Below are 22,845 nucleotides of genomic sequence, written 5' to 3' on the forward strand. Positions count from 1 at the left end.
AAAAAGTGAGAGGAGGTGATAGAGAGATGGCAAGATCACTTTTACAAGGAACCAAGCTGCGTTTGGTGTTTGATGGCGGGATGGATGAAAAAGGCAAGCCGATTCTGAAAACCAAATCCTTCAGCAATGTGAAGAAGGAGGCTTCGACGGATCAATTATTCCAGGCTGCCAGTGCCATTGCTACATTGTGCACAGAGACGCTGAACAAAGTGGAGCGTACGGACAGCTCGGAGATTTTAGCCTAATGATCTGGTGAAATCCAATCGAATAGGAGGTGGAATGAATGGCAAAGACATTGGAATTGCAGTTTACTACGGAGCTTGGTAAGATCGCGCGGTTATCGCTCGATAATCCGAAAGAACCGGTGAATGAAGCTGCTGTGAAACAAGCAATGGAGCAGATTATTGCTTCTGATGTTTTCACAACGGCGAACGGCAAATTTGTTTCTGTCAAAGCAGCCCGCGTCGTGGATCGTAACATTACGGACTATGATATGGCTTAATAAGAAAGGCGAGGCCGGATTCATTCAGAAGCCGGTCTCTTTTTCACCAGAAAACAGCTGCTTTTTTAAACTTTTGATGATTAGGCAAAAAAAATAGCCCTCGGGCGTTCTCGGGCAGATCCAGTAATTCGCGGCTTCAAACTGATACATTTATATGGACTCCTACAGCTGGCGGATTATAAACAAAACTGAACTTGCCTACTGGGGTACCAGTTCTGATGTCCGTATAAGGAATGCGATGCGGGGCTAACTGCGCATCATAGCTGATCTCCTGTACTTGAGCGCCAATCGAATCTTTGCTAGGAAAAAACGGTTGAAAGTTCGTTACAGGTTGTCCGGTGGTAATATCCGGGTAGTACCCCGTCTGGATCGTCGCGTTGGCTCCAGTTGATGTTGGTTTCACTTGATTACCTACTGCCTCTTTACCTTTTTCAACTGATTGAATAAATTGATCAACATGCTGGGCAAAATGTTGACTTGTTCCAGGCCTTGAAGCTAACCTGCTTAAAACATCATAAGTTGACGTGATATGTAACACTGCCATTCCTCCAAATTGCTTTTTATCAACATGTTACTTCTATTTTAGACTGAAATCGATAGGACCATCAAGTAGGGGTGAATATTGATTTCTAAGCAAACGATTCTACTAAAGTTCATCTCGTTAATTACAATCGGTACTATCACTTATAAGTTTAGCGAGTAGTGCCCGGCCATCCCTCGAGTAAATCTATTAAACACATTCGATTAAAGAAAGGAGTGACACGCTGTGGAACAAATCATTCCGATCATTAGCGAAGTAGGCTTCCCGATCGCCGTGACCCTCTATCTGCTTTACCGGATCGAGGCAAAGCTGGATTTAGTCGTTGAATCGATTCAGAAGCTTCCGGAGCGAATGAAAGAACGTGCGTAGAAACTGCCGTTTACTTACATGGGGACCACCTTCAATAGGTGGTTCCACTTGTAAAAATCAGCGCTCACTTAGTACAAACTGGAAATTTCAAGTGCCTCTTTTGTTTACTCACTTTGTTTTTAAATAGAAAGTTTCTTCATTGGAATCATTCCATTTTATCTTTACCTTTATTGGCTCATCTTCACGGGTTACTGAACATCCACTGCAAGAGCTGGAAGTTTGTATAGTTGCCCCTTTTATATTGTCTTCTTTTTTAATCATTTTGCCGTCATCGACATTTACTTCAAGGGTTTTAAACTTTGTCTTTCCATCTCCATTTTTATAGTGAAACGTATAATTTCCATTTTCATTATTCCCATCAATATGTACTGTATAGTTACCTTCCCAATGTTTGCTCTCCCCGGAGAATATGATTTCTTTATCCGTACACCCGCAGATCATAAAAATCGACGCAATAAATACTAAACTAAGTTTTTTCACTTCTTGAACTTCCCCTTTCAAAATAACGTTCATAAAAATTTAACACTTCTTTAAGAAATTCCAGGTCGTTTGGTCCATATATTAGGAGAAAAGGAGGTGAGGGCAATGTCGGAGGAATCCCAACAACAGCCTCAAGAACAGCCCCAAGAAGATCACCAATCCCTGAAAAATGAGATTAAACAAGAATTAAAGGCAGAGTTTAGCCATGACCGTCAAAGAAGAAAACATCGAGTGCTTTATTCTGTAGGTATCTTCGTCCTTGGAGTGGTGATTGGCTTTGGCGGCGGAACAGCCGTGCATAGCGGCCACCATATGAATCACGGTCACTTCCAAAACTGGCATCATTCACGAAATTAACATTCATTCATACAATCAGCCTGGAGGCCCCTCATCTCCAGGCTGATTCGTTTGGTGTCAGGCACCAAACAGTTTAAATCTCTTTAAAGAAATAATCTATCAGATAGTCCGAAATGCCTTCACGCCATTTGTCGATGGTTTTTTTGACAGTTTGGTTTTGAAGTTGGTTGAATTTGACGAGTTCGTAAACGGATATTATTTCACCCGATTTCCACTCTTCCTTAAAATCTAATATGGAATATTTTACTATATTAGTAGTTAGATGTCATTTTAGATATTTCCTAAAACCCTCAAAAAATCTACCAACCTTCTACAAAAAATGATTTCACTCCTCTTTCTGTTCAAAAAATAGGGCGAAAATGAATGAAAAAACAATAAACGTGTTCAAAAATGTTTCTTTCGTTCAAAAACTTATTTTTCAATAAACTTTCCACTCCAAATGTAAAAAAGGGCCATTCGATCTCTACGGCCATAGCCGATATGGTAGAGGTACCCGGGAATACATGGTAAGCGCGCTTTCCTAAAAGGAACTGGACGTGGAAAGCTTTGAACAATTGGTAAAACAGTATGAACCGATGATGAATGTCATTCTGCATTCACTGAACATTTATCGGAACAAGGATGAATTCTATCAAATTTGCCTGATCGCTCTTTGGGAGGCAAGCCAGCGCTTTAATCCTGAAAAAGGGGATTTCACCAACTATGCCTACACCTCTATCAAGGGCCAATGCTTATCGGAAATTCGCAAAATCACAAGGAGAGAGGAAAAATGTCTGAACCCTGACGAGGAATTTTGGAGTCTTATGGAGGACACTTCCCCCACTCAGCCCCTGCTGGTGGAAGTCCTCCCCTCCCGCCTTGAAGGATTGACCGTGAACCAGCGAAAATGGCTGTACTATACCGTGCAGCACGGACTGTCAGTCAAAGAGATCGCGGAAAAAGAACATGCCTCGACCTCGGCAGTCAAACAATGGCGTCTCGGAGCGCGAAACAAACTGAAAGCTTTAAGGGATTAGCTGCGATAAAATCTCCTTCTTCTATATGGAAAACCGTCGCTTTTTGGCGGTTTTCCAAACTTTTGAGAAGGCGTGGTGGATGACAAGAGCAGCGCATTTATGGCAGTTTTTTTAAAAGTAAAAATTTGCATAAAACGGGACGCTTCATTTGAAACAATTACTTGTATAGAAAAAAAGACTCGCCCGAAGGCAAGTCCTTAGTTTGATGCAGGAATAGCACCTGCTTGTACATCATACTGTGTTAAGTTGTTAGTCGTGATTACAGATTGTAATAGATTCGTATAATTAGGATCCGTAGCATAACCGTCTTGCTGAATCAGTGTTGTTGCTACCTTATAGTCAGTTACCCCAATGAGGTTAGAATAACGAGAAGCCATCAAGAGCTGCGTGTGGTCATTAATAGAATCAAAGATGTTGCTGTAAGCACGGAATGCAGCATTTACAACGTACAGATTACCATTTGCATCATACTCCTGTGTTGGCAGAGTAATGGTCGAGCCTGCCCAACTAAGTGAGGCCTTAATACCAAAGTAGTTTTGTGCATTTACTGATAGATAAGACTCGCCCCAATAAGACTCAAGAATGGCTTGTGCGATTGTTAATGATGGTAAAATTCTATTTGTCTGCCATGCCTGGATCGCCGCTGGAGCTACCTCTGCAATAAACGCTGACTTCATATTGGATGTTACGTTAGTGGTAACAACCGTATCTGATACCGCTGCAGATGGGGTGTACACTAGAATCTGCTGCATGGCTGCTAAAGTGTTCCAGTTAGTAACCTGAGGATTAATCTGTTGCAATTCCGCTAGAGTCATATTGTACTTATTCGCGATTGCTGTTGCAGTATCACCAGATAAAACTTTGTAAATCATTTGTCCTGCGGCAGGTGCAGGAGGTACAGGAGTACCAGCAGGTGCTGAAGATGGCGTTGTTGTCGGCATAGATATAGTAGCTGCTTGTTTGATATTAACTACTTCACCCACATATAGTAAGTTAAGATTTGAAATCTGTGGATTAAGTGCTTGGAACTGTGCCAACGTTAGACCATACTTGCTAGCAATCTTAGAAGCTGTATCACCTGATGCTACTGTGTAAGTTGTAGTTGTAGTTGTAGTTGTACTCGTAGTACTAGCTGTACCCGTTGTACTTGTTGTAGCAGTCGTAGTCGTTTTGGTAGCCGAAGTTGTGGTAGATGTTGTAGTTCCACTTGAAACGACGGTTGTTGCACCCTTTGATGTAATGCTTGTTGATGTGCAGCTCGCTTTCACCCAACCAGCACCTAAATTATACCAACCATCACTTCGGTAACCGTATATCTTCCACTTACTTCCTTTTGGTAAAGCCTTCACAATCTTCGCCGATGTGCTTGGTGAAGCGTAAAGGGATGTTGCCGCTGTAATCGCAGCTGTTCCTGTGTACACCGTATAGGTTACTGTTTTGCTAGTTGTTGTATTCGAAGATGTAGTTGTCGTGGTCTTTGTATCCATAGTTGGGGTACCAGCTGATACGACGGTAGTTGCACCTTTTGATGTAATGCTTGTTGATGTACAGCTTGCTTTCACCCAACCAGGACCTAAATTATACCAACCATCACTTCGGTAACCGTATATCTTCCACTTACTTCCTTTTGGTAAAGCCTTCACAATCTTCGCCGATGTGCTTGGTGAAGCGTAAAGGGATGTTGCCGCTGTAATCGCAGTTGTTCCAGTGTACACCGTATAGGTCACAGTGCTACTTGTTATATTAGTAGCTGTAGTAGTCGTAGATGTCGATGGAATGGTCAGCACTTGCCCAACATTGATTACGGAAGAATTCGTCATCTTATTGGCAGATTCTAAGCTTGTTAGAGATACGTTATACTTATTAGCGATTGCTGATAGAGTGTCACCTGATTTAACTGTGTAAGTTATGGTAGCTGCATTTGCGGTCATCATTGTTGCAGGTGTTAAGATGGATAGCGATATGGCTGTAGTTGCGATTGCCTTCTTGATTTTCTTCAGTTGTTTCATGTTTTCCCCCTGGATGTTCGTTATTTTAAGTGTTTCTTAACCTCTCACGGTTTAATAATGGACTATAAACTACAGTCAACAACTTCTATCAAGCATGAACAAAGCTAGAAAAGCCGATTTTGAACTTTCCATTTGAGAAGGGGTGTCACGCACGTTTCCCGCTCACGACAAAGACCCCTGTCATTTTATACAGGAATACACCAACTCAATCACACGTATATTCTTTAAATCTAAAAAGTAAGTAATTTAATGTTTCTTCTAATCTATCATTTATTAAAAGAAGATTATTTGGCATTTTCATTATATCACTTTTGAATTTAATTTTTTATTGAAAATGTTGACAATCCTTAGCTGGTTTGTGGGAAGATTACTGCCAAAATCTTTTTGGAGATCACTACTCTTTCATTCCCAAAGTAAAAAATGTGTACACACTAAAAAGTGTTAAAAGGGGCAGTTAATATTATTATTCTCCAAAATATATCTTATAAATTTAGAGTCCTTGAGCAAATTCATATCATTTATACGAAACAAAATGAACCTTTTTACCGAAGGATGAATTCAATTATTTTACATATTATTTTTATTTCTTCACATAATAAATTTCGGGGTTTCCCATGATTCAAACTTACCAAGGAGTGATACTTATGTACAATCAGCAAATTATTTCGCAAATCCAAAACACGTTGCAACAAATGCAAAACGCAGAACAAAGTAATGCAGCTCAGTTAAGACAATTTTCTAATCAACTTCTGCAAATTGCCCAGCATGAAGCTTCAGCTGTTCAGCAAATTCAACACCTTAGCCAATTATGTTCCCAATTGAGTCAAGAAATTCAACGGATGTCCCAATTAGGAACTCAGCAACAACCTTGGCAAACTCAAGCAGTTGGAGTGCATCAACCATTTATACAACAACCTGTGACTACCTTTTCATCAGTAAATCCGCAGCATTAATAACAAAGTCTAGCATTTGCAGTAAAATTGTAAAAACTGATTAATAAAAAAATCCGATGCTCCTTTTCAACTAGGATGATCGGATTTTTTTAAACCTTGTGTATTCATGTTTTAAAAAAGAAGGGGGGCCTTCTTCTTAAAAATTCAATTTAATTAAAATCACGTTAATGTGGGGTTCATCCCAAGTAGCCCAATCAAAAGAGGTTCGACAACATTTCAAGAGTGGACTTGACATTGCCAATAAACACATAAACATATAATGACAGCTCCAATCTTCAGCACTTGCCCTCGTTCGCTGAATAAGGTGAAAATAAAATAGTTTACAGACAAAAAGCCACACGAAAAGGTGGCTTCAAACATTGTCATCATTTACTTATTAGAATTTACTGGTACCAAATAAAATTAACTGCACATAACCCATTGATTTTTATAGAACCCTGTATTTGGATCATATATATATTCCCATACACCTGAACCTTTGGTATCCCTCGAAACATCTAATATTTCTAATTCCGGTTTTATCCATGCTTTTTTGATTTGTTCCTCATTTTTGATTGAATGATTCTCCATGTTTTCTCTCTACTTTCCTAGTTTTTTAAAGCATGCAAAGCTAGTAAGATCCTGCACCTGTGAATGTACCTTTATCAAAGTCCATTATATTGGTATTTTCTTGGTTTCCGGCATTATCCGTACTGTAAAACTCCATTGTATGCGTAACTCCAGCATAGATCGTGAATGGATCTGTATACGTAATCCAATCACCTCCGTTAATTCGATACTGCGTACTTTTTACCCCTGATTGGTTATCAGAAGCCTTAAGACTCACTGTGAATCCTTTAATAATTTGACCTTTACAGCTGGCACAATATATTGGATCAAGGTGGTATTTCGTAATAGGTGGTACAGTATCTGCTGGCGGTGCATACGTTACCGTTAGTGTCGCTTGGTTAGAGGTGACACCACTTGCTGTAGCTGTCGCCACGTTGGTTACAGAACCCGCATCAAGATCGGCTTGCGTAATCCCGTATTGAGCTGTACAAGTGACGATTTCACCTGGGGCAAGGCCACCGCTTGGGCAAGTGACTTGTACTTTGTTGTCATCCACTGTGACCGGCCCATTCAAGGATACGTTGCCGGTATTCTTAACCTCATAATGGTAGTTGATGACATCACCTACCGCACTGTAAGTCGTGCTCGACGCGGTTTTGACTAAGCTCAATGATTTATTTTGTACGGCTTGAACCGTTAGTGTCGCTTGGTTAGAGGTGACACCACTTGCTGTAGCTGTCGCCACGTTGGTTACAGAACCCGCATCAAGATCGGCTTGCGTAATCCCGTATTGAGCTGTACAGGTGACGATTTCACCTGGGGCAAGGCTACCACTCGGGCAAGTAACTTGTACTTTGTTGTCATCCACTGTGACTGGCCCATCCAGTGACACATTACCGGTATTCTTAACCTTATAATTGTAGTTGATGACATCACCTACTGCACTGTAAGTCGTGTTCGACGCGGTTTTTTCTAACGTAATTTCCGTATGAGCGTCTGTTAAAGTCACCGTTTTGCTTGCTGTTCTTTCCTGTTTGGTCGTATCTTCCACCAATTTAGCATTGTTCACCAGAGTGGACTCCGTTGAATTTGTTGTCCCCGTTTTGGTTACTGTCATGGTATAGCTGATCGTACTACTGTCATTCAGTGTCCATGGACCCGGCTGACTTTTCTTACAAATAAAACCTGATGGACATACCGCGCTATCACTCACTATAGCGGCCCCATCAGTGGTTTCAACCGTAGTGTTAAATGGGATCTGGATACCACCTTGCTTTGGCGTTGGACCATTCGGCGTTCCCAGACTTCCCGAATGATTCAAAATGGTAACTTGAGCATCAACTTTATAAGAGGAATTACTTTTGCCGTTAAACAAAATTTCGTACGGATACGTTTTGGTTTGACCAGGCAGAAGCTGTTCGCGGGGAACAATCGTTACGGATGCACCTGTTACGTTTTCCACAAAAGCCACGATTTTCAAATCTTGAGTGGTTCTACTGCCACCATTCGTTACAGTAACCGTTCCGCGAATTCCGCTTTGAATGGTATCAGAAGCTAACGAACGAGTAGTCTGTAAAGTATATGAAAGATTAATAGGTTTGTTCGGTTCGATCACGACATTGTCCTTATCCACCGATTTTGTCAGCCCCCAATCATACGCAACTTTTCTAACATGAAAACCTGCACCTGTTACAGTAGCGCTTAAAGTCGTTCCTGCTTGTCCACTGCTACCTCCCCCGGTAATCGAGCATGCAAAAACCGCAGACCCTACTAACGAAAGTAATACATTTAAGATTAGCATTAAACTAAAAATACGTTTCATAAGTCCAAAACTCCTTAGTTATACTTTAGATAAACTCCGTTCTTTATTACGAACATAAGTTTATAATACTTTTGAACTATTAGCAATAGATTTTAGGTATTTGTTCATAATTTATTTATAAAAAATCAAATGTCCATATTCCTAAACTATCAAAGGTGGTTAAGGAATATGGACATTCTTCGCCTATTGTATTAAAGGCAACATGAAATAGGAGTGGATTTTCATGTTTCTTGTTGGCCTAAATCGCCTGTTCTAAATAAAGCACTCCATTTTTTCAAATAACGTTATTTCAAACAAAGAGGCAATAGTCTTTCATACATTAAAAGATTTCTTTTATGAAAGTAAAATTCTTAAGAAGTTCACTCTCATTGATCGAGATCCTATTCGATAAATCTTCCGTTCTCAAAACAAACTCTTTAACCCCGATAAATTCTGATTCACTAATCAAGAAAAACTGTGTTCCTTTTTTATATCCATTAAACTGCTTTTTTAGTCTAAATAACTTCATACCATAACCTCTGTGATAAATTGTGTATAGGCTAAACTTTTTTGGGCTAACTGGCTTAAATCCTGATGGAGTGTAATAACGTAATGAATTTGAAAATACTGCTTTAACAGATATTTCATTGTGCTTCAGCCTCGTACTTACATGTGCAATCATTATTCCCATGGTTAAACCTTCATACAAACTTGCCGTCTTCATGGTCCTAAGAGCTTGTACCTAAATAGTTGCTTCGGTTTTGCAATCGAGAGGAATCATAGTGTTTCACAAATTGAATCACGTTTGTACTGTCTTGTTATTGTACTCCTTTTCTTGCCTTCCAATATGATAAATGGGAAACGAATTATTTGAAAGATAAACTCGGAAATCCCTCCAAAAATCAAAATTGAATTGTAAGCCCCAATCAAACAACGCATGTAAACACGCAGCACCTCCCTGGTACTGAATGTATCAATTTAAGGAAGGTGCTTTTCATATCCACAACAAAAACTAAACATTGTCCCCCGTAACATTACTTCCGAAAACGAAAATATGGTATGTCAACACTAAACTAGACAACTTTTTAAATTGATTAGGGCAAACTGGTTCAGAGCATTACTGAGCGATGGACGTATTGAAATTGATAACAATCCTTCCGAAAATGCCATCCGCCCCATCGTTATAGGAAGAAAAAAAATAAGGCTCTTTAGTGTTAGTGAAGCTGGAGCAAAAGCAAACGCCATCTGTTAGAGTATCGCAGAAACGTCAAAAGTAACTGCGTTGATTTCTACGAATACATAAAGAAATTTTTGACGGATCTTCCAAATCTTCTCTTCCACCAAACCCCTGAAATTTTAGACCAATACATGCCTTGGTCTAAAATGATTCAGACAGAATGTAGTAAATAAAAAAACCGTAATTCAATTAAAAAACAGAATTTACGGCTTTTTGTGGTTCGTACCGGAAGATGAGCTTCTTTTTTATATTTCGGGCTTACGACTAAACATAGGTAACGCTTAATATAGTCATTTTCACATCAACTTTAGCTCCAGCTGATGACATATAACGTAGCGATGATGGGAAACTGAATTGATCCAACTGTAGTTGATCGTTATTCGGTAACAGAATATAATTAGAGGAGGATATTATTGATCCATAATGTAAAGTAGCACTTAACGTTGACCCATTGCTTGAAAGTAAGAATTTTGTACTAAAAGTGTCAGACCCAATTTCAAAAATCACCTTAAAATTTAGTGTTTTATTGCCTTGAACACGTCTTAAAATGTACTCTGTTCCGGCAGCATTAAAGGTTCTTCGATAAATAATATTCCCACTGTTTTCCCTTATAAGTTTACCATATATAAGATTGTTATAGACAAGATCTAAGGAATAAGAACCTAATGGTAGAAAATTTATAACGTTAGGAAAATCAATACCATACATATAATGATTCGTTTTCGCTCTACCTGTTAATTCAGTGTTTGCATAATGCTGTACATTCGTATTAGAGGTAAAATCATATAAAGACAAAAAGTTACTATTTGTGGTGATATTTTTTATCTTAATGTTTGTAATGGTTCCGAAGTTGCTGAAACTAAATATATATTTGGTAGAGTTTATGGAAGGATTCAAATTAAAATTACTGTCCAATATAGTCCAAGTATCAAATATCGTATATTGAGCTTTGCCACCTGTGTCATCAGTAGCTGTAATAAGATAATTCGTAGTGTTTGAAGTACATGTAATAGTACAGTTTTTTAATGTAAAATTAGTTAACTCAATACCGTTATCATTTGTATTTAAATCAGTCGTAGAAGGTGAATAAGCATAAACTGCACAACCAGTCACTGAAGCCCTGACATTCTCAAAATAAACATGTCGATTTCGATTACACATTAATACGAGTTTACCAGAACCTCCAGATGTAGTTGTGACGTTTCTTATAGTAATTCTACTTACACCATAAAAATCGAAATATTCACCTGCTGTGGTTCCACAAAAACCATTTTCTATAATACAATCAACGGACATGAAGGTTTCATCGCTGCCCCAACCAACGATCTTCAGCCCTCCACCGTCGCCAAGTCCACCATAAGAAATATTAAATCTATTTAAGTGAAAACGTTTGGAGTTTACAATATATATAGTTCTCTCAACAGGCCGCTCTACTTTAATATCACTAACATAAATATCATCACTTGAAATACTGCAAATAAAGTCTGCCCCTTTTATTGTAGTATAATTAGCTTGTTGCGTGTCCGTATTCAATAATAAACAATTTTGAATTCTTACCTGGGAAACATTCAATAAATCAATGCATTGTTCTACATTCTTGAAACGGCAATTTTTAAGGAGAATATTAGACCATTGAGGCACATTTTTTGTGTTTACTCCCATACGAACTGCATTTCTGCAATCGTTAATATTACATTCATCCATTACGATGTTATTACCTTTTAGATTAATAAATCCCCTTGTTCTATAATTTCCATCGCTTGTTAATTGGTTTGTGGAATAACTATTAACCCGTCTCAGCACTACATTATCACTTGAGCCATTTAGAGACTCGATTACCCACCCCAATGTAACTTGGTCAAAGTTTGCTGGAACACTTGTTGTTTTCGAATATACGAAATTATCAATAAATGTAGAGTCTTCTAATACTGTATAAGCACCAACATAAAAACGTACATAATCATTGAGTATAATTGTCCCGTTTTTAATTGAACAAAGTTGCATTCCATTATACGAAGGATCTGCTGTTATGGTAGTAGCACATAAATCGAGAATCTTATTATTGGTCAAACAATAATTGACTGCTTCAGTAAATGAAGTAAAAGAAGTAATATAAACCGTGCCGTTTAAGCTTGGAAATTCGCCTTGCTTATTTAATTGCATTTATTTCACCTCGGTTAAATCTATATTTATTGCCTATGGCTAAAACACCAAAGCTTTCATCTGCTTTGTCATTTTGGATAATCAATTGGAAATGTTTGGTTTTTTATTTTCATTCAAACGACATTCATATGTGGAACTGTTGACCTTATAAAAGAAAATTAAATTAATGGTCAAGAAATCAAATTGGTCTATTCGTTTGTTTTTTACTAAATCACATTCTTTTTTGTTTGTAGCGTAATAGATGTCAGCACTTGTCCTAAGAGACCAGGTAGTTGTAGTATTGTGGTAGATATAACATTGACCTATGGAATAATCATAAATGATTTGAATACTTCTGGATCTATTTTCGACTTTATCGTTCATCGGCTTTACCGCGAATGTCGCAACTCCATTTGAGTCTAATTGATATTGCATATTACTTCTTGGAATTTTCTTTTTCAATAACCAAATAGTCATATTGTTTTGCAAAAACCGTTACTTTCTCTTTATCCATGCCGATTTTATAAAAGCGATTTTCGAGAAAATAGATTGGGTCATACAAACCACAGCAACCTATCTGATTAAGGAAATTAGGATTGTCACTGAAAAACACGCATGTGTTATTATTTCCACCAAACAACACATGAAAAGTACACTTTTTGATTTGATTAGGTTTATCAGCAAATGTCTATATGCCGTAATAACGACATTATTTGTTCCTTTTTCTGGTGCTGTTGTATACGTGAGTTTTCCATTCGTCCTGTCTACCGTAAACCCGCTCCATTCTATCATATTCACACCATTTACATCTGCTACTACAGTAGTGGAATATAATCAAATTAAAGATAATTGATAGACTATTACCGCCCCATCACCCAAGAATCAGTCTTTAACTCCCAATCATATTAGCTTGAAATCCTCATAAGCTGTTACACCACCTTCAGGGTCCGAAATAGAAATTGTCGGAATATAAGGGGTAACTGCAGACAAAAAATCGTTCATCATTCAAATTCATGTATCGGTGATTCTTAAAATCACTTGGCAAATCATATTTGTTATATCCACTAACATTTGTACCGTTTTGGAAGATGATAGTGGATGTTTCAAAACCTATTTTGTTGGTAATCTCTATTTGGGCTTCACTGGCAATTTATTGTTAATTCATTTTAAATAGGCTGCATTCTCTCCATCGGGAATTAACACACCACACCGATGGAAAACTTCGTTATAAGAGATAATGCTTTTCTTCATTATACGTAACGTTATTTAAGTAAGCGTAACGCTAAAATTATATAAAAATATCAATTTATATAACACCAAAACATACATTAGTTAAATTTCAAAAGAAGCTTACTTTTTAACAAATTTTCCCTCAGAAAAGTTATCCTTTATTATTTTTCAGAAAAATTCATAAAAAATACATAATTTCACCTGTTTTGTATGCTTTGGAGTACTACAATAAATTTGATTTTATGATAGGGTTTTCATTAGAAGTTATTTTGTCAGGAGGTTGAAGAGCAGATGGGAAAAAAATTATTTTTGAAAATAAGGAGGTAACGGAAGAATACAACCTTTCCGTAAGCGAGTTAGCCGATATGGCTGACATTCATCGGCCTTCTTTAAGTGAACTGAAGAATCAAAAGAGGGTCAGCATCTACATCCCGCACCTCGAAAAAATAGCAAACGCCCTCGATATTAGTGATATTAGTAAATTTATCGAAATAATCGATACTGACGAAGAATAATTCGGCTGAAAGGCTTTTCAAAAAAAGTTCCGTATCAAAAATACTTTTTGAACCGATTGTGATTTTCTTCACAAAAATAATCATTATACTAGTCATCTCTGCTTAACAAACCGGTGTTTAAAGGAGGTACATAAGTCCATGATGGAAGAAAAGTATGTTATTAATCAACATTTTATGTGGATGGTTGGTGTCTTTGATCACAGAGCAAAGGTATGCTCGCTTGTTGGACAAGAGGACAAATCCTTTTTTGTCGATCAATCTCCATTAGAAATTTTGGATGGCAGTCTTGCGTTAATAGGTTTTGACTTGAAAGGTGCAATGAAAGCATCGAAATCTCACCTGAAGAATGTACATATGTGTCCCATCATGGTCAATCCTACTTTAAACATCTGCCTATTTCCGAGTCACTCGCCAAGGCGGGAAGATACGATGTGGTTTAATCCCTTACAAATTCACAGAACCTTCAGCAAGGACAACAAAACAAGTATTGAATTTGAAAATGGTACGCAAATGACGATCAACTCAAGAATCACAAGCTTCAACAATAAACTAAAGATTGCCGAGCAGTATCTAAAAACGAAAGTTGCTGCGGCCAGAGATCCGCTCACCTACCTGGTCGATCCGAAAAACAGAAAAGTTCTTTGCTAGCACTTACTAACCCTGGGCACTCTTATGGAATGGATGCAGAATATTTCTTAACACCAGTAAAACAAAAGGGAAGCAGTTCGCCTGCTCCCCTTTTGTTCTTAATGAAAGTATTCCGTTATTGTACTCTTCATAACCTGCGGGTCAATCACAATTTGGTCATTATTTGCTTTAAGGATATCATCATACAACACCTTTTGTGTACCTTCTATTTGCTTGTAATGAATTTGTTTATTTAGGTCAATATTCTTCATGGCCATACCAAGGCTGACCATATCCGATGTCGACATATTGCTGCCGATCATATATTTTGACATCGAACTGATCAGCGACGGCAGATTCGAAATATTACTCGGATTTAATGCCTTTTTGGCAATCCCTTTTATTGCTTCTAATTGAACCTGCTGCCGGCCATAATCCCCGCTAGCAATAGAATGGCGCTCACGGGCAAGGGCTAAGACGGTCTTACCGTCAACAAAATGGGTGCCAGCCGCTACTGGCTGCCCATTAATTTTTTCATTCGTTGGAACGTAAATATCGATCCCGCCCATTGAGTCGACCATCGCCTCAAGACCTTGAAAATTGGTTTCCATATAGTAATTAATCGGCACGCCCGTCAATTCACTGATCGCATCGACCGAACCAATAATTCCCTGATTAACCCCTTTATCCGCTTGTAAAATATACTGGACACTCGTAAGCTTCGTATAGCCATAACCATTCAAATGAACACGAGTATCGCGCGGAATGCTGATGGCATTAATTTGGTTTTTTCCCAAATCGACATGGGCCAGCATCATGGTGTCAGAGTGCCCGATCGTCTCCCCAGGCCTTTCATCAGAGCCTAATAGTAAGATATTAAACACAGGGCCATTCCCTTTCGTTTGCTGGTCTGTATTCTCTGTCTTGTCCGTTGATTTTGTAGTGTTTGTCGTGTCGGATGTACCCGATGAGGCAACAGGGATATCCTTGAAATGATTTGCTGGTTGAAGCTGATAGAATTCATAACCAATGACAGCTGCTCCGGCAATGAGAATCCCTGCTATACTGTAACCAATCAATCTCCATTTGCTTTTTTTCTTCATACGCCCTCCACTGGGTTTCTCCCTTTAATTTTTAATAAAAAAAGTCGGAAGGTATAAAAGCAATCTCTTATCTCTTCGGACTTTTCTGGTTTGATGAATATACAGTTATGAAAAATGCAATCAGGAAACTTCCTTTTTATATAGTTCTCCCATTTCTTGATCAGCTCTATTGGCTGTATTCATAAGACACATCGTGAACAGTGTCGATATAGATCCTACAAATAACCCCAGGATGAAAGTTAACATAGAGACACTCCTATTAACTATAATTCGCAGGAAAGCAATCATATTCGGTAGCCGGCTGGCATAGCTTGAGAAACCGTAGCCCCTATAGTTTTGCGCCCCCACTTTTCAGAAGGTTTGCCCTTTCGAACGAAATATGTATTTTTGTCACAATTATAACATTGACAACTGTAAAAAAACAGTATTCCCCTTACTCTTACATATATAACTAATCTAGAAAAATAATAAACCGTACAATATACTGAACTTTTTATTTTAAATAGGATAATATAATGGAGAAAAAAGTCTAGTAATGATTGAAAAATAACCTGTGGATGGTTATATTAACTGTATACATTAGATATAATACTATAATGAACAATTAGATAAATTTACGACTTCTTAATAAAATTTTAAAAATGGGTGTGTTGATGTGTTAAATAAAAAACCTTCATTTGCAAAAGGGTGTTTCTTTGGTCTGCTATTATCCATCCCTTTGTGGATTCTAGTAATCTTGGCTATAAAGTGGCTTATTTCTAACTAATCGTTACCAATAATTCCGTACAAAAAGAAGCCCCCGCCTACGGTTGTAAGCAAGGGCTATAAAAGGATTAACGATTAACAAGTGTCGTTTCCAAGCTATTAATCGTTTCTCTACCAATCGAATCATAAATGATATTGGCTTTTCTAGCACTGGAAAGGTCGTAGCAATTTCTGCCATCAAGAACAATTGGCTTTCTCATTAATTTGCTATATTTGGATAGGTCAAAATCTTTTACCTCATCCCATTCTGTAAAAATGAAGCAAATATCCGCTTCCTCAAGAGTATCTTCAATACTCTCACAGTACGTAATGTTTTCCGGCTGTATCTTCTTAAAATTGTTAATTCCAACAGGATCCCATGCTTTCACATTGGCTCCGTCTTCGATCATTAAAGGAATATTGACAAGTGATGGTGCTTCACGTAAATCATCTGTTCCCGGTTTGAATGTTAAGCCCAAAACAGCTACATTCACCCCTTTTAAGCTATCAAAATATTTACGTGATTTCTTAATGAGTTTCAGCTTTTGATTTTCATTTACATCAATAGCTGCTTTAATTGTTTTCAATTCATAGTCATGGAAATTGGCCAACCAGTGCAGTGCTTTCGTATCTTTCGGAAAGCAAGACCCACCATAGCCGATTCCTGAATTTAAAAATCGATTGCCAATACGGCTGTCATATCCCATACCAAGTGCCACATCATCTACATTAGCCCCAATGATCTCACAAAGGTTCGCAATCTCATTTATAAAAGAAATCTTCAACGCCAAAAAGTCATTAGAAGCATATTTGATCATTTCTGCACTTTTACGATTTGTTACAATCACAGGTGCCTTAAAATCCTTATAGACTTCTTGTAAAGTATCACCTGCGATCGGTTCTTCTACTCCAATCACAATTCTGGATGTATAAAGTGTATCTCGGACTGCAGTCCCTTGTGATAAAAACTCAGGATTTGAAGCCACATAAACATTCACAGGGTGCGCTAGATGTGATTTTATAAAATCCTCTATTTTATCATTTGTGCCAACTGGAACTGTCGATTTAATCACTACCACACAGTCTTTTTCAATACATTGTGCAATCTGCTCTGCAGCAGAATATACATAGGCTAGATTGGCAGATCCATCTTGTTTTTCAGGTGTCCCAACGCCAATAAAAATGACATCAGCATCCCGATATGCTTCTTGATAATTGGTGGTAAAATGTAACTTCTCCATATTTTTCCCCATTAATTCTTGTAGGCCAGGTTCATAAATTGGCGAAACGCCTGAATTCATTAATGAAACCTTCCGTTCATCAATATCTACACAAGAAACGGTATGTCCTTTTTCTGCAAGACACACACCCGTGACTAAACCTACATATCCAGTTCCTGCAACAGCTATTTTCAATTTAAAATTCCACCTTTTAAAAGTTATCTTCTCTCCGAACAATTTTAAAAATCTTTAGATATATTTATTATAATAAATGCTATGCTCCAAGCAGAGAGACTATAGCAATATTCTAGAATTTCTTATGCTTACTTCTCTAAAAATAAAAAATAGAGCGAAACAAACATTTCCCCCTGCGAATTATATAATCACTTTTGCCTTTGATTTATTAAAATGTTGAATGACTTCTTCCCAGTCAAAATACAGACGTGTAAAATCTTTATCACTTATTCCCATTCCCGTTTGAACTTCGACAAACTCCAATTCAGAAATGGCCTTAATACCATGTTTCTTTCCCGCTGGAATATGGATGATATCGCCTGCTTTCACACGTGTGATATAGTCATCCAATCCTAATTCCCCTTCTCCGCGAACAATGGTCCAAACCTCATCACGGTAGTTATGGTAATGATAGCTTGAATTTTTACCTTCATGGATACAAATCCGCTTTGTTACCATTTCATTCCCATCATCAAATTTAGCGTAATCAAGAACTCGGGACCAGCCCCAAATCCTTTCTTCATACATCGGAGGCTGATCAAATGCTCCAATCAGTTCTTTAATTTTTGGACTAGAAGCCTTATCTGCTACCAAAATTCCATCCGGACTTGCGGCAACTACAATATCCTTTACACCTACGACTGTTACAGGAATATCCAACTCATTGATTAAATGTGTATTTTCCGTATCATTACAAATAACACCTTTACCAATTTGAGACGTGGCCATTTCTTCCGTTAAGGTATTCCACGTCCCAAGATCTTTCCAATAACCATCATACGGAAGAGCCACAATATGTTTTGCTCTCTCTACTACCTCATAGTCAAAACTAATTTTCGGAAGATCCTTATACTGGTGAAGCAACTCTCCATACTGAATAGGCAGGTTTTTTTCTAACAAAATATCAAGCAAGTATTTTAGTTTAAAGGCAAAAACTCCACAGTTCCATAAAGCATTCATCTTTATGAGGGCTTGAGCTTTTTCTTCACTCGGTTTTTCTGTAAAATTATTCACAGAAAAATATTGATTCCCATCAACATTTCCTTTTGGAACAATATAACCGTATTTTGAAGAAGGGTATGTAGGTTTTACACCAACTAAAGCCAATTCTGCATTTGACTCGTTTAAGGTATTCTCTAGTTCCTTAACCTTTGCAAAAAATCCATCCTCGACATACGGATCTACTGGCAGTACCACAATCACTTCGTCTAACGATACATTTTTAATTGAATATAGATAAGAAGCAGCTAAGGCTATTGCTGGGAAGGTATCTCGCCGTTCTGGTTCAATAATAAGAGGGACATCCATTCCAATTTGCCGATGAATCATATCTCTTTGCATTTTAGAAGTTGCAATAACTGAGGATTCAGCAAGGCCGACATTTTTCAATTGTCCCCATACCCGCTGAACCATGGATTGCTTTTCTATATCATTACTCTCTAATACTTTTAAAAATTGTTTAGATCTAGTGTCATTTGATAATGGCCATAAACGTTTGCCTGAGCCGCCTGATAGTAATACAAGTTTCATAATATCCTCCTAAAATAAAAAACAGCCTTTTGGCTGTTTTATTGAAATTTATAATTACCTTCATCAAAACATTTGAAGATAACATTCATTTATATTTATTGTTTTAAAGTTTTAATTATTTTAGCTGGGTTGCCTGCTATGACACTATTAGGAGGAAATTTTCCGCTAACAACTGCTCCTGCTCCTACTACGCAGCCATCTCCTAATTCAGTACCTTTAAGAATTAAAGAATTACATCCAATAAAACAATTTTTTCCGATTATAACGGGTCTAGTACCAATCTTTTCTTTAATATCTGCATTTCTGGCTTCAATTTCTATTGGATGAAAATCATTATCAAAAATTTTAGCATTTCCTCCAATGTGAGTGTTTTCACCAATGAGAATAGATTTTCTGGCATAAATTGTAGCACCACTAATTCCCACATTATCACCAATCTTTATCGTAGCTTCCGGAGTTCTTGTTACAATGATAGTTCTGGAATACAGCCCAACAAGATTAGATAGAAAAGAAGACTTAACAATCACATTATCTCCCAATTCAAGAATAGCTCCGTTTTTGTTAAATATGACAGGACAGCCTTTTAACAATAGATCTTTTCCATATTTAATTTTCAGTAACTTTAAGATAACTTTATAATAGTTTGAATTCATAACTAATCTCTTCCGTTTCTCATGAACTTGTAACATCTACATCTTATAGCAATTTTCTATCTTATATATTTGTAAACTTTATACACAATCCTTATATAATGATGCCAGCTTTTGAGCGTATTTTTCTGGTGAATGATTTTCTTTTATGCTTTTGATAGAGTTTTGTGATTTTTGTTCAATTGTAACTTTATCCTTAATAATATTTTTAATAATCTCCTCTAATTGCTTAGAAATTGTATTACTTAAAATTTTCCTTTGATCTGAATTAGAGTATAACGCCTCACCTAAATGATTTTTTGGTACCTTTATAATCCATCCCTTATCATTATCATTTATTTCTGGCAATGACCTTACGTCAGTTGTAATGACCGGACATCCATTTGCTTGCATTTCAAGTACCGAATATCCATACGTATCTGCCCACGTTGGCAGTAATCCTATATGATGTTTTCTCATTAACTCCAAAACTTTATTATTAGGGAGATACGGATAGTATTTAATCCAATCTGAATTTCTTCTGATCATTTTTTGGACAAATTCTACTTCATCTTTTCCGTACATAGTAGCATAATCATTAATTCCAAAACTGCTTACAATTGTTAATTTTAATGGCAAGTTGCATTCAGATTTTAAATTAACAAATACTTCGAGAATTTCTAAACCACCTTTTCTAAAGAAGTCCTTTCCTACAAAGATAAAGCTTACTTCATCTTCTAAATTAAGGCTTTTTTCTTTAAAATTATTAACAAAAAGCTTTTGTGGTGGATGTATAACAGTAATTTTATTTTCAATTTGTTTTTTATATTTTGGATATACATTTAACAATTCTTTTTGGAAATTTTTGGTGCACTCTGATAAAGCTATTATTTTTTTGCAAGAATCCCCTGCAATTGCGGAAAGGGCTTTTTCTATATTCCTGTCTGACTTTGGAATTTCTTTTTTTTGATGATCAATCAAAGAGGAAAATCTAGGCAAAAATGTTTCAAAAGTTGAGACCCAAGGTGTTTCCCCATAACTTATCGTGTTAAAAAAATGCAGAACATCAACTTTGTTTATATTTAAATCATTAAACTTGTTCTCAAAGTTTATTAATTTATCTTTTGAAATCGGTATTTTAAACCTTTTCATAACAGACATTCCAAGACTTATGGTTTTAAAAAAATCTATTACTTTAATATATTTTGCGCCTTTAACAATATTGATAACGTTTCTTTGATACGGATAACGGTTCCATAAATATCCTATTTTCAGGTTACTCATAGTTTATTATCTCCTACTTTTGTTAAGTTTTTTCACAAAAGCAACGCTCTTTAAAAAGAGACGGAAGATGTTGACCATCACTTTCATAAAAAAGAATCTGTCACAAATGACAGATTCATAAATAAATTTTAATTAAAGCTTCCATTAACTGAATAATTTATACCATTGTGACTGTTTTGGGTTAAATTACTTTTTTCTGCCCCAATTTCAAAACATTCTTTTTCATTAACTTCCCAAATAGTTTACTAGCTATGTTATGGAAATACTTATATTCTTCAGTGCGATGATAACAAATCCAAATTATTAAATTAGGAATACATGCAGAAACAATAAATCTTAACAAGAACCCCAGGATACCATTTTGAAAGTGTGTTTCAATTCCAAACAAGATAACAATATTTAGTATTAAAACTAATGTATAGTGTGTGTAATTCAAAAAGTATTTATATAATTCTACTTTTAGCTTATATTTAAAAACAACATAAGGCTCCCACCAAAAATTAGTAGTTAAACAACTTACAATATTCCCCAGTATTATACCCGCTATTCCCATCTTTAAAGATATAACAAAATACAATGAAACACTTAAATTAACAATTGCTTCAATTAATGATTTCCATTTAATTTGCCAAAATAGCCCACTTGCATCAATAAAAATATTTGAGGCCTGTCTCATACAATTTAGAAAGAAATATGCCATGATACATAAAACAATATAAATCGAAAAAACATATTCTTTTCCCCATAAAAGTGTGATAAAGGAATTTACAAGTGTTGTTAAGCAAGTAGTGCAAAATATTGCGATATAAGCATTAATAAAGAGTAACTTTTTAAAAAACTTATATGATTCATGTTCAGATTTAGTAGTAATAAAATTTCCAACACTAGCAGTGATAGGAGACAAAATTTGAATATATACTGTCTGTACCGTCATTGTTAATAATGTATAATTTGAGTAATAACCAGTTGCAACAATACCAATAAACTTGGAAATCAATATATTATCAGTTCCACTCACAATTACTGACCCTAGTTTATGGAAAGCCATTGCTAAAACATTTTTCACAATAGATTTTAAACTTGATTTATCCAATTTTTCATGCTTATGGTCTTTTAAATATGGGAATAACTTGTTCGCCTTAATAGATATAAAAATATTTGATAAAAGAGTTGAAAATATCTGAACTATTAAGTAAAGTAAAAAACCCTTAAATATTATTAAAATTAAAATTTGAGCAACATTACGAATAAAATTAAATATAAGCTGATTTAACGTATCAATATACCCATTTTGGCTGGCGATTACTAAAGATCTTTTATAGTTAAAGAAATAACTTACTGATGAATTTGATAAATACAAAATATAAATTAGCCATACAGGAGGTAATTCTTCGGGTAACTTAGATGTGCCATTAATAAAGAAATCTAAATTTGGTAACAAGCATACCCCTGAAAGCAAAATAAAAAGTCCTACGCACCGATATATCTTAGCATAAAAATTCATTAAAGCCGAAATCTGTCTATAATGGTTTTCCGCAATAGGCTTATAAAGCGCAAATACTATGGCTGTTCCGAAGCCTAATTCTGCGAAAGACAGAACAGTCAATATGTTAGTAAACAGACCGTTTATACCAAGATAGCTTGCCCCTAAATATTTTATAAATATAGTACGTGTAACAAAACTTAGAACAACCGTTAGGCCTTGCGATAACAAAGCAACAGTCGAATTTCTTACTGAGTTTTCAATACGACTTTTCCCCATAATATTTCCTC

Annotated in this window: 25 protein-coding genes and 1 riboswitch; of the genes, 10 read left to right on the forward strand and 15 right to left on the reverse strand. The window is 36.4% G+C overall.

Annotated elements, in window-relative coordinates:
* Positions 1 to 26: 26 nt before the first annotated feature.
* Together HPT25_RS05365 and HPT25_RS05370 are read left to right on the forward strand one after the other, a co-directional pair.
* Complete coding sequence (locus HPT25_RS05365; protein ID WP_173061004.1) at positions 27 to 245, forward strand: DUF1659 domain-containing protein; 219 nt, start codon at positions 27 to 29, stop codon at positions 243 to 245.
* A 38-nt stretch (positions 246 to 283) separates the two neighbouring features.
* Positions 284 to 502, forward strand: a complete 219-nt coding sequence (locus tag HPT25_RS05370) for a DUF2922 domain-containing protein (protein ID WP_173061007.1) — start codon at positions 284 to 286, stop codon at positions 500 to 502.
* Between the two features lie 136 nt (positions 503 to 638).
* On the opposite strand, the gene HPT25_RS05375 is transcribed toward HPT25_RS05370, so the two are convergent.
* Positions 639 to 1,040: a hypothetical protein gene (locus HPT25_RS05375; protein WP_173061010.1), complete on the reverse strand. Its 402-nt coding sequence runs from the start codon at positions 1,038 to 1,040 to the stop codon at positions 639 to 641.
* A 228-nt stretch (positions 1,041 to 1,268) separates the two neighbouring features.
* Between HPT25_RS05375 and HPT25_RS05380 the strand changes: the two genes are divergently transcribed.
* A complete protein-coding gene (locus HPT25_RS05380; protein ID WP_173061013.1) occupies positions 1,269 to 1,412 on the forward strand; it encodes a YvrJ family protein in 144 nt (47 codons plus the stop codon).
* A 108-nt stretch (positions 1,413 to 1,520) separates the two neighbouring features.
* Here HPT25_RS05380 and HPT25_RS05385 read toward each other — a convergent pair whose 3' ends face one another.
* The gene (locus tag HPT25_RS05385) at positions 1,521 to 1,925 is read right to left on the reverse strand and encodes a hypothetical protein (protein ID WP_246277146.1); all 405 of its coding nucleotides are present in this window, start codon (positions 1,923 to 1,925) and stop codon (positions 1,521 to 1,523) included.
* Positions 1,926 to 1,997: 72 nt separating this feature from the next.
* On the opposite strand from HPT25_RS05385, the gene HPT25_RS05390 reads away from it, so the two are divergent.
* Both HPT25_RS05390 and HPT25_RS05395 read left to right on the forward strand, forming a co-directional pair.
* Positions 1,998 to 2,249: a hypothetical protein gene (locus HPT25_RS05390; protein ID WP_173061016.1), complete on the forward strand. Its 252-nt coding sequence runs from the start codon at positions 1,998 to 2,000 to the stop codon at positions 2,247 to 2,249.
* A 536-nt stretch (positions 2,250 to 2,785) separates the two neighbouring features.
* Positions 2,786 to 3,265: a sigma-70 family RNA polymerase sigma factor gene (locus HPT25_RS05395; protein ID WP_173061019.1), complete on the forward strand. Its 480-nt coding sequence runs from the start codon at positions 2,786 to 2,788 to the stop codon at positions 3,263 to 3,265.
* A 197-nt stretch (positions 3,266 to 3,462) separates the two neighbouring features.
* Here HPT25_RS05395 and HPT25_RS05400 read toward each other — a convergent pair whose 3' ends face one another.
* On the reverse strand, positions 3,463 to 5,274 hold the full coding sequence (locus HPT25_RS05400) for a LysM peptidoglycan-binding domain-containing protein (protein ID WP_173061022.1): 1,812 nt from the start codon (positions 5,272 to 5,274) through the stop codon (positions 3,463 to 3,465).
* A gap of 644 nt (positions 5,275 to 5,918) precedes the next feature.
* Here HPT25_RS05400 and HPT25_RS05405 point away from each other — a divergent pair.
* Entirely contained in the window at positions 5,919 to 6,227 is a 309-nt protein-coding gene (locus HPT25_RS05405; protein WP_173061025.1) for a hypothetical protein, read from the forward strand.
* Between the two features lie 402 nt (positions 6,228 to 6,629).
* Here HPT25_RS05405 and HPT25_RS05410 read toward each other — a convergent pair whose 3' ends face one another.
* The 3 genes from HPT25_RS05410 to HPT25_RS28595 form a co-directional block, all read right to left on the reverse strand.
* On the reverse strand, positions 6,630 to 6,797 hold the full coding sequence (locus HPT25_RS05410) for a hypothetical protein (protein WP_173061028.1): 168 nt from the start codon (positions 6,795 to 6,797) through the stop codon (positions 6,630 to 6,632).
* Positions 6,798 to 6,837: 40 nt separating this feature from the next.
* A complete protein-coding gene (locus HPT25_RS05415) occupies positions 6,838 to 8,598 on the reverse strand; it encodes a CLIPPER-2 domain-containing protein (protein WP_173061031.1) in 1,761 nt (586 codons plus the stop codon).
* Between the two features lie 319 nt (positions 8,599 to 8,917).
* Complete coding sequence (locus HPT25_RS28595) at positions 8,918 to 9,268, reverse strand: hypothetical protein (RefSeq protein WP_246277147.1); 351 nt, start codon at positions 9,266 to 9,268, stop codon at positions 8,918 to 8,920.
* A gap of 399 nt (positions 9,269 to 9,667) precedes the next feature.
* On the opposite strand from HPT25_RS28595, the gene HPT25_RS28600 reads away from it, so the two are divergent.
* Positions 9,668 to 9,829 (forward strand): IS66 family transposase, encoded by a 162-nt coding sequence (locus HPT25_RS28600; RefSeq protein WP_246277148.1) that lies wholly within the window; start codon positions 9,668 to 9,670, stop codon positions 9,827 to 9,829.
* Between the two features lie 249 nt (positions 9,830 to 10,078).
* On the opposite strand, the gene HPT25_RS05430 is transcribed toward HPT25_RS28600, so the two are convergent.
* Both HPT25_RS05430 and HPT25_RS28280 read right to left on the reverse strand, forming a co-directional pair.
* On the reverse strand, positions 10,079 to 11,977 hold the full coding sequence (locus tag HPT25_RS05430; protein WP_173061034.1) for a hypothetical protein: 1,899 nt from the start codon (positions 11,975 to 11,977) through the stop codon (positions 10,079 to 10,081).
* An 81-nt stretch (positions 11,978 to 12,058) separates the two neighbouring features.
* On the reverse strand, positions 12,059 to 12,433 hold the full coding sequence (locus tag HPT25_RS28280; protein WP_217269637.1) for a hypothetical protein: 375 nt from the start codon (positions 12,431 to 12,433) through the stop codon (positions 12,059 to 12,061).
* A gap of 1 nt (position 12,434) precedes the next feature.
* Here HPT25_RS28280 and HPT25_RS28285 point away from each other — a divergent pair, with 1 nt between their 5' ends.
* The 3 genes from HPT25_RS28285 to HPT25_RS05440 all read left to right on the forward strand — a co-directional run bounded on the left by HPT25_RS28285 (position 12,435) and on the right by HPT25_RS05440 (position 14,349).
* Complete coding sequence (locus HPT25_RS28285; protein WP_217269638.1) at positions 12,435 to 12,809, forward strand: hypothetical protein; 375 nt, start codon at positions 12,435 to 12,437, stop codon at positions 12,807 to 12,809.
* A gap of 742 nt (positions 12,810 to 13,551) precedes the next feature.
* Positions 13,552 to 13,701, forward strand: coding sequence for a helix-turn-helix domain-containing protein (locus tag HPT25_RS05435; RefSeq protein ID WP_173061037.1), 150 nt, complete (start codon positions 13,552 to 13,554; stop codon positions 13,699 to 13,701).
* Positions 13,702 to 13,839: 138 nt separating this feature from the next.
* The gene (locus HPT25_RS05440) at positions 13,840 to 14,349 is read left to right on the forward strand and encodes a competence protein ComK (RefSeq protein WP_173061040.1); all 510 of its coding nucleotides are present in this window, start codon (positions 13,840 to 13,842) and stop codon (positions 14,347 to 14,349) included.
* 98 nt (positions 14,350 to 14,447) lie between these two features.
* On the opposite strand, the gene HPT25_RS05445 is transcribed toward HPT25_RS05440, so the two are convergent.
* From HPT25_RS05445 to HPT25_RS05475, 7 genes are all read right to left on the reverse strand, one after another.
* Positions 14,448 to 15,431, reverse strand: coding sequence for an LCP family protein (locus HPT25_RS05445; RefSeq protein WP_173061043.1), 984 nt, complete (start codon positions 15,429 to 15,431; stop codon positions 14,448 to 14,450).
* A 120-nt stretch (positions 15,432 to 15,551) separates the two neighbouring features.
* Positions 15,552 to 15,677, reverse strand: a complete 126-nt coding sequence (locus HPT25_RS05450) for a DUF3789 domain-containing protein (RefSeq protein ID WP_173061045.1) — start codon at positions 15,675 to 15,677, stop codon at positions 15,552 to 15,554.
* A gap of 43 nt (positions 15,678 to 15,720) precedes the next feature.
* Positions 15,721 to 15,806, reverse strand: a riboswitch (cyclic di-GMP riboswitch).
* Positions 15,807 to 16,264: 458 nt separating this feature from the next.
* Positions 16,265 to 17,590 (reverse strand): UDP-glucose dehydrogenase family protein, encoded by a 1,326-nt coding sequence (locus HPT25_RS05455; RefSeq protein ID WP_173061048.1) that lies wholly within the window; start codon positions 17,588 to 17,590, stop codon positions 16,265 to 16,267.
* A 180-nt stretch (positions 17,591 to 17,770) separates the two neighbouring features.
* Positions 17,771 to 19,159 carry a sugar phosphate nucleotidyltransferase gene (locus HPT25_RS05460; protein ID WP_173061051.1) on the reverse strand — a complete coding sequence of 463 codons (1,389 nt, stop codon included), beginning with the start codon at positions 19,157 to 19,159 and terminating at the stop codon, positions 17,771 to 17,773.
* A gap of 95 nt (positions 19,160 to 19,254) precedes the next feature.
* A complete protein-coding gene (locus tag HPT25_RS28990) occupies positions 19,255 to 19,812 on the reverse strand; it encodes an acyltransferase (protein ID WP_173061055.1) in 558 nt (185 codons plus the stop codon).
* Between the two features lie 78 nt (positions 19,813 to 19,890).
* Complete coding sequence (locus tag HPT25_RS05470; protein ID WP_173061058.1) at positions 19,891 to 21,072, reverse strand: glycosyltransferase family 4 protein; 1,182 nt, start codon at positions 21,070 to 21,072, stop codon at positions 19,891 to 19,893.
* Positions 21,073 to 21,253: 181 nt separating this feature from the next.
* Positions 21,254 to 22,834, reverse strand: coding sequence for a lipopolysaccharide biosynthesis protein (locus HPT25_RS05475; protein WP_173061061.1), 1,581 nt, complete (start codon positions 22,832 to 22,834; stop codon positions 21,254 to 21,256).
* Positions 22,835 to 22,845: the final 11 nt, after the last annotated feature.

This window comes from Neobacillus endophyticus, assembly GCF_013248975.1.
GTDB lineage: Bacteria > Bacillota > Bacilli > Bacillales > Cytobacillaceae > Neobacillus > Neobacillus endophyticus.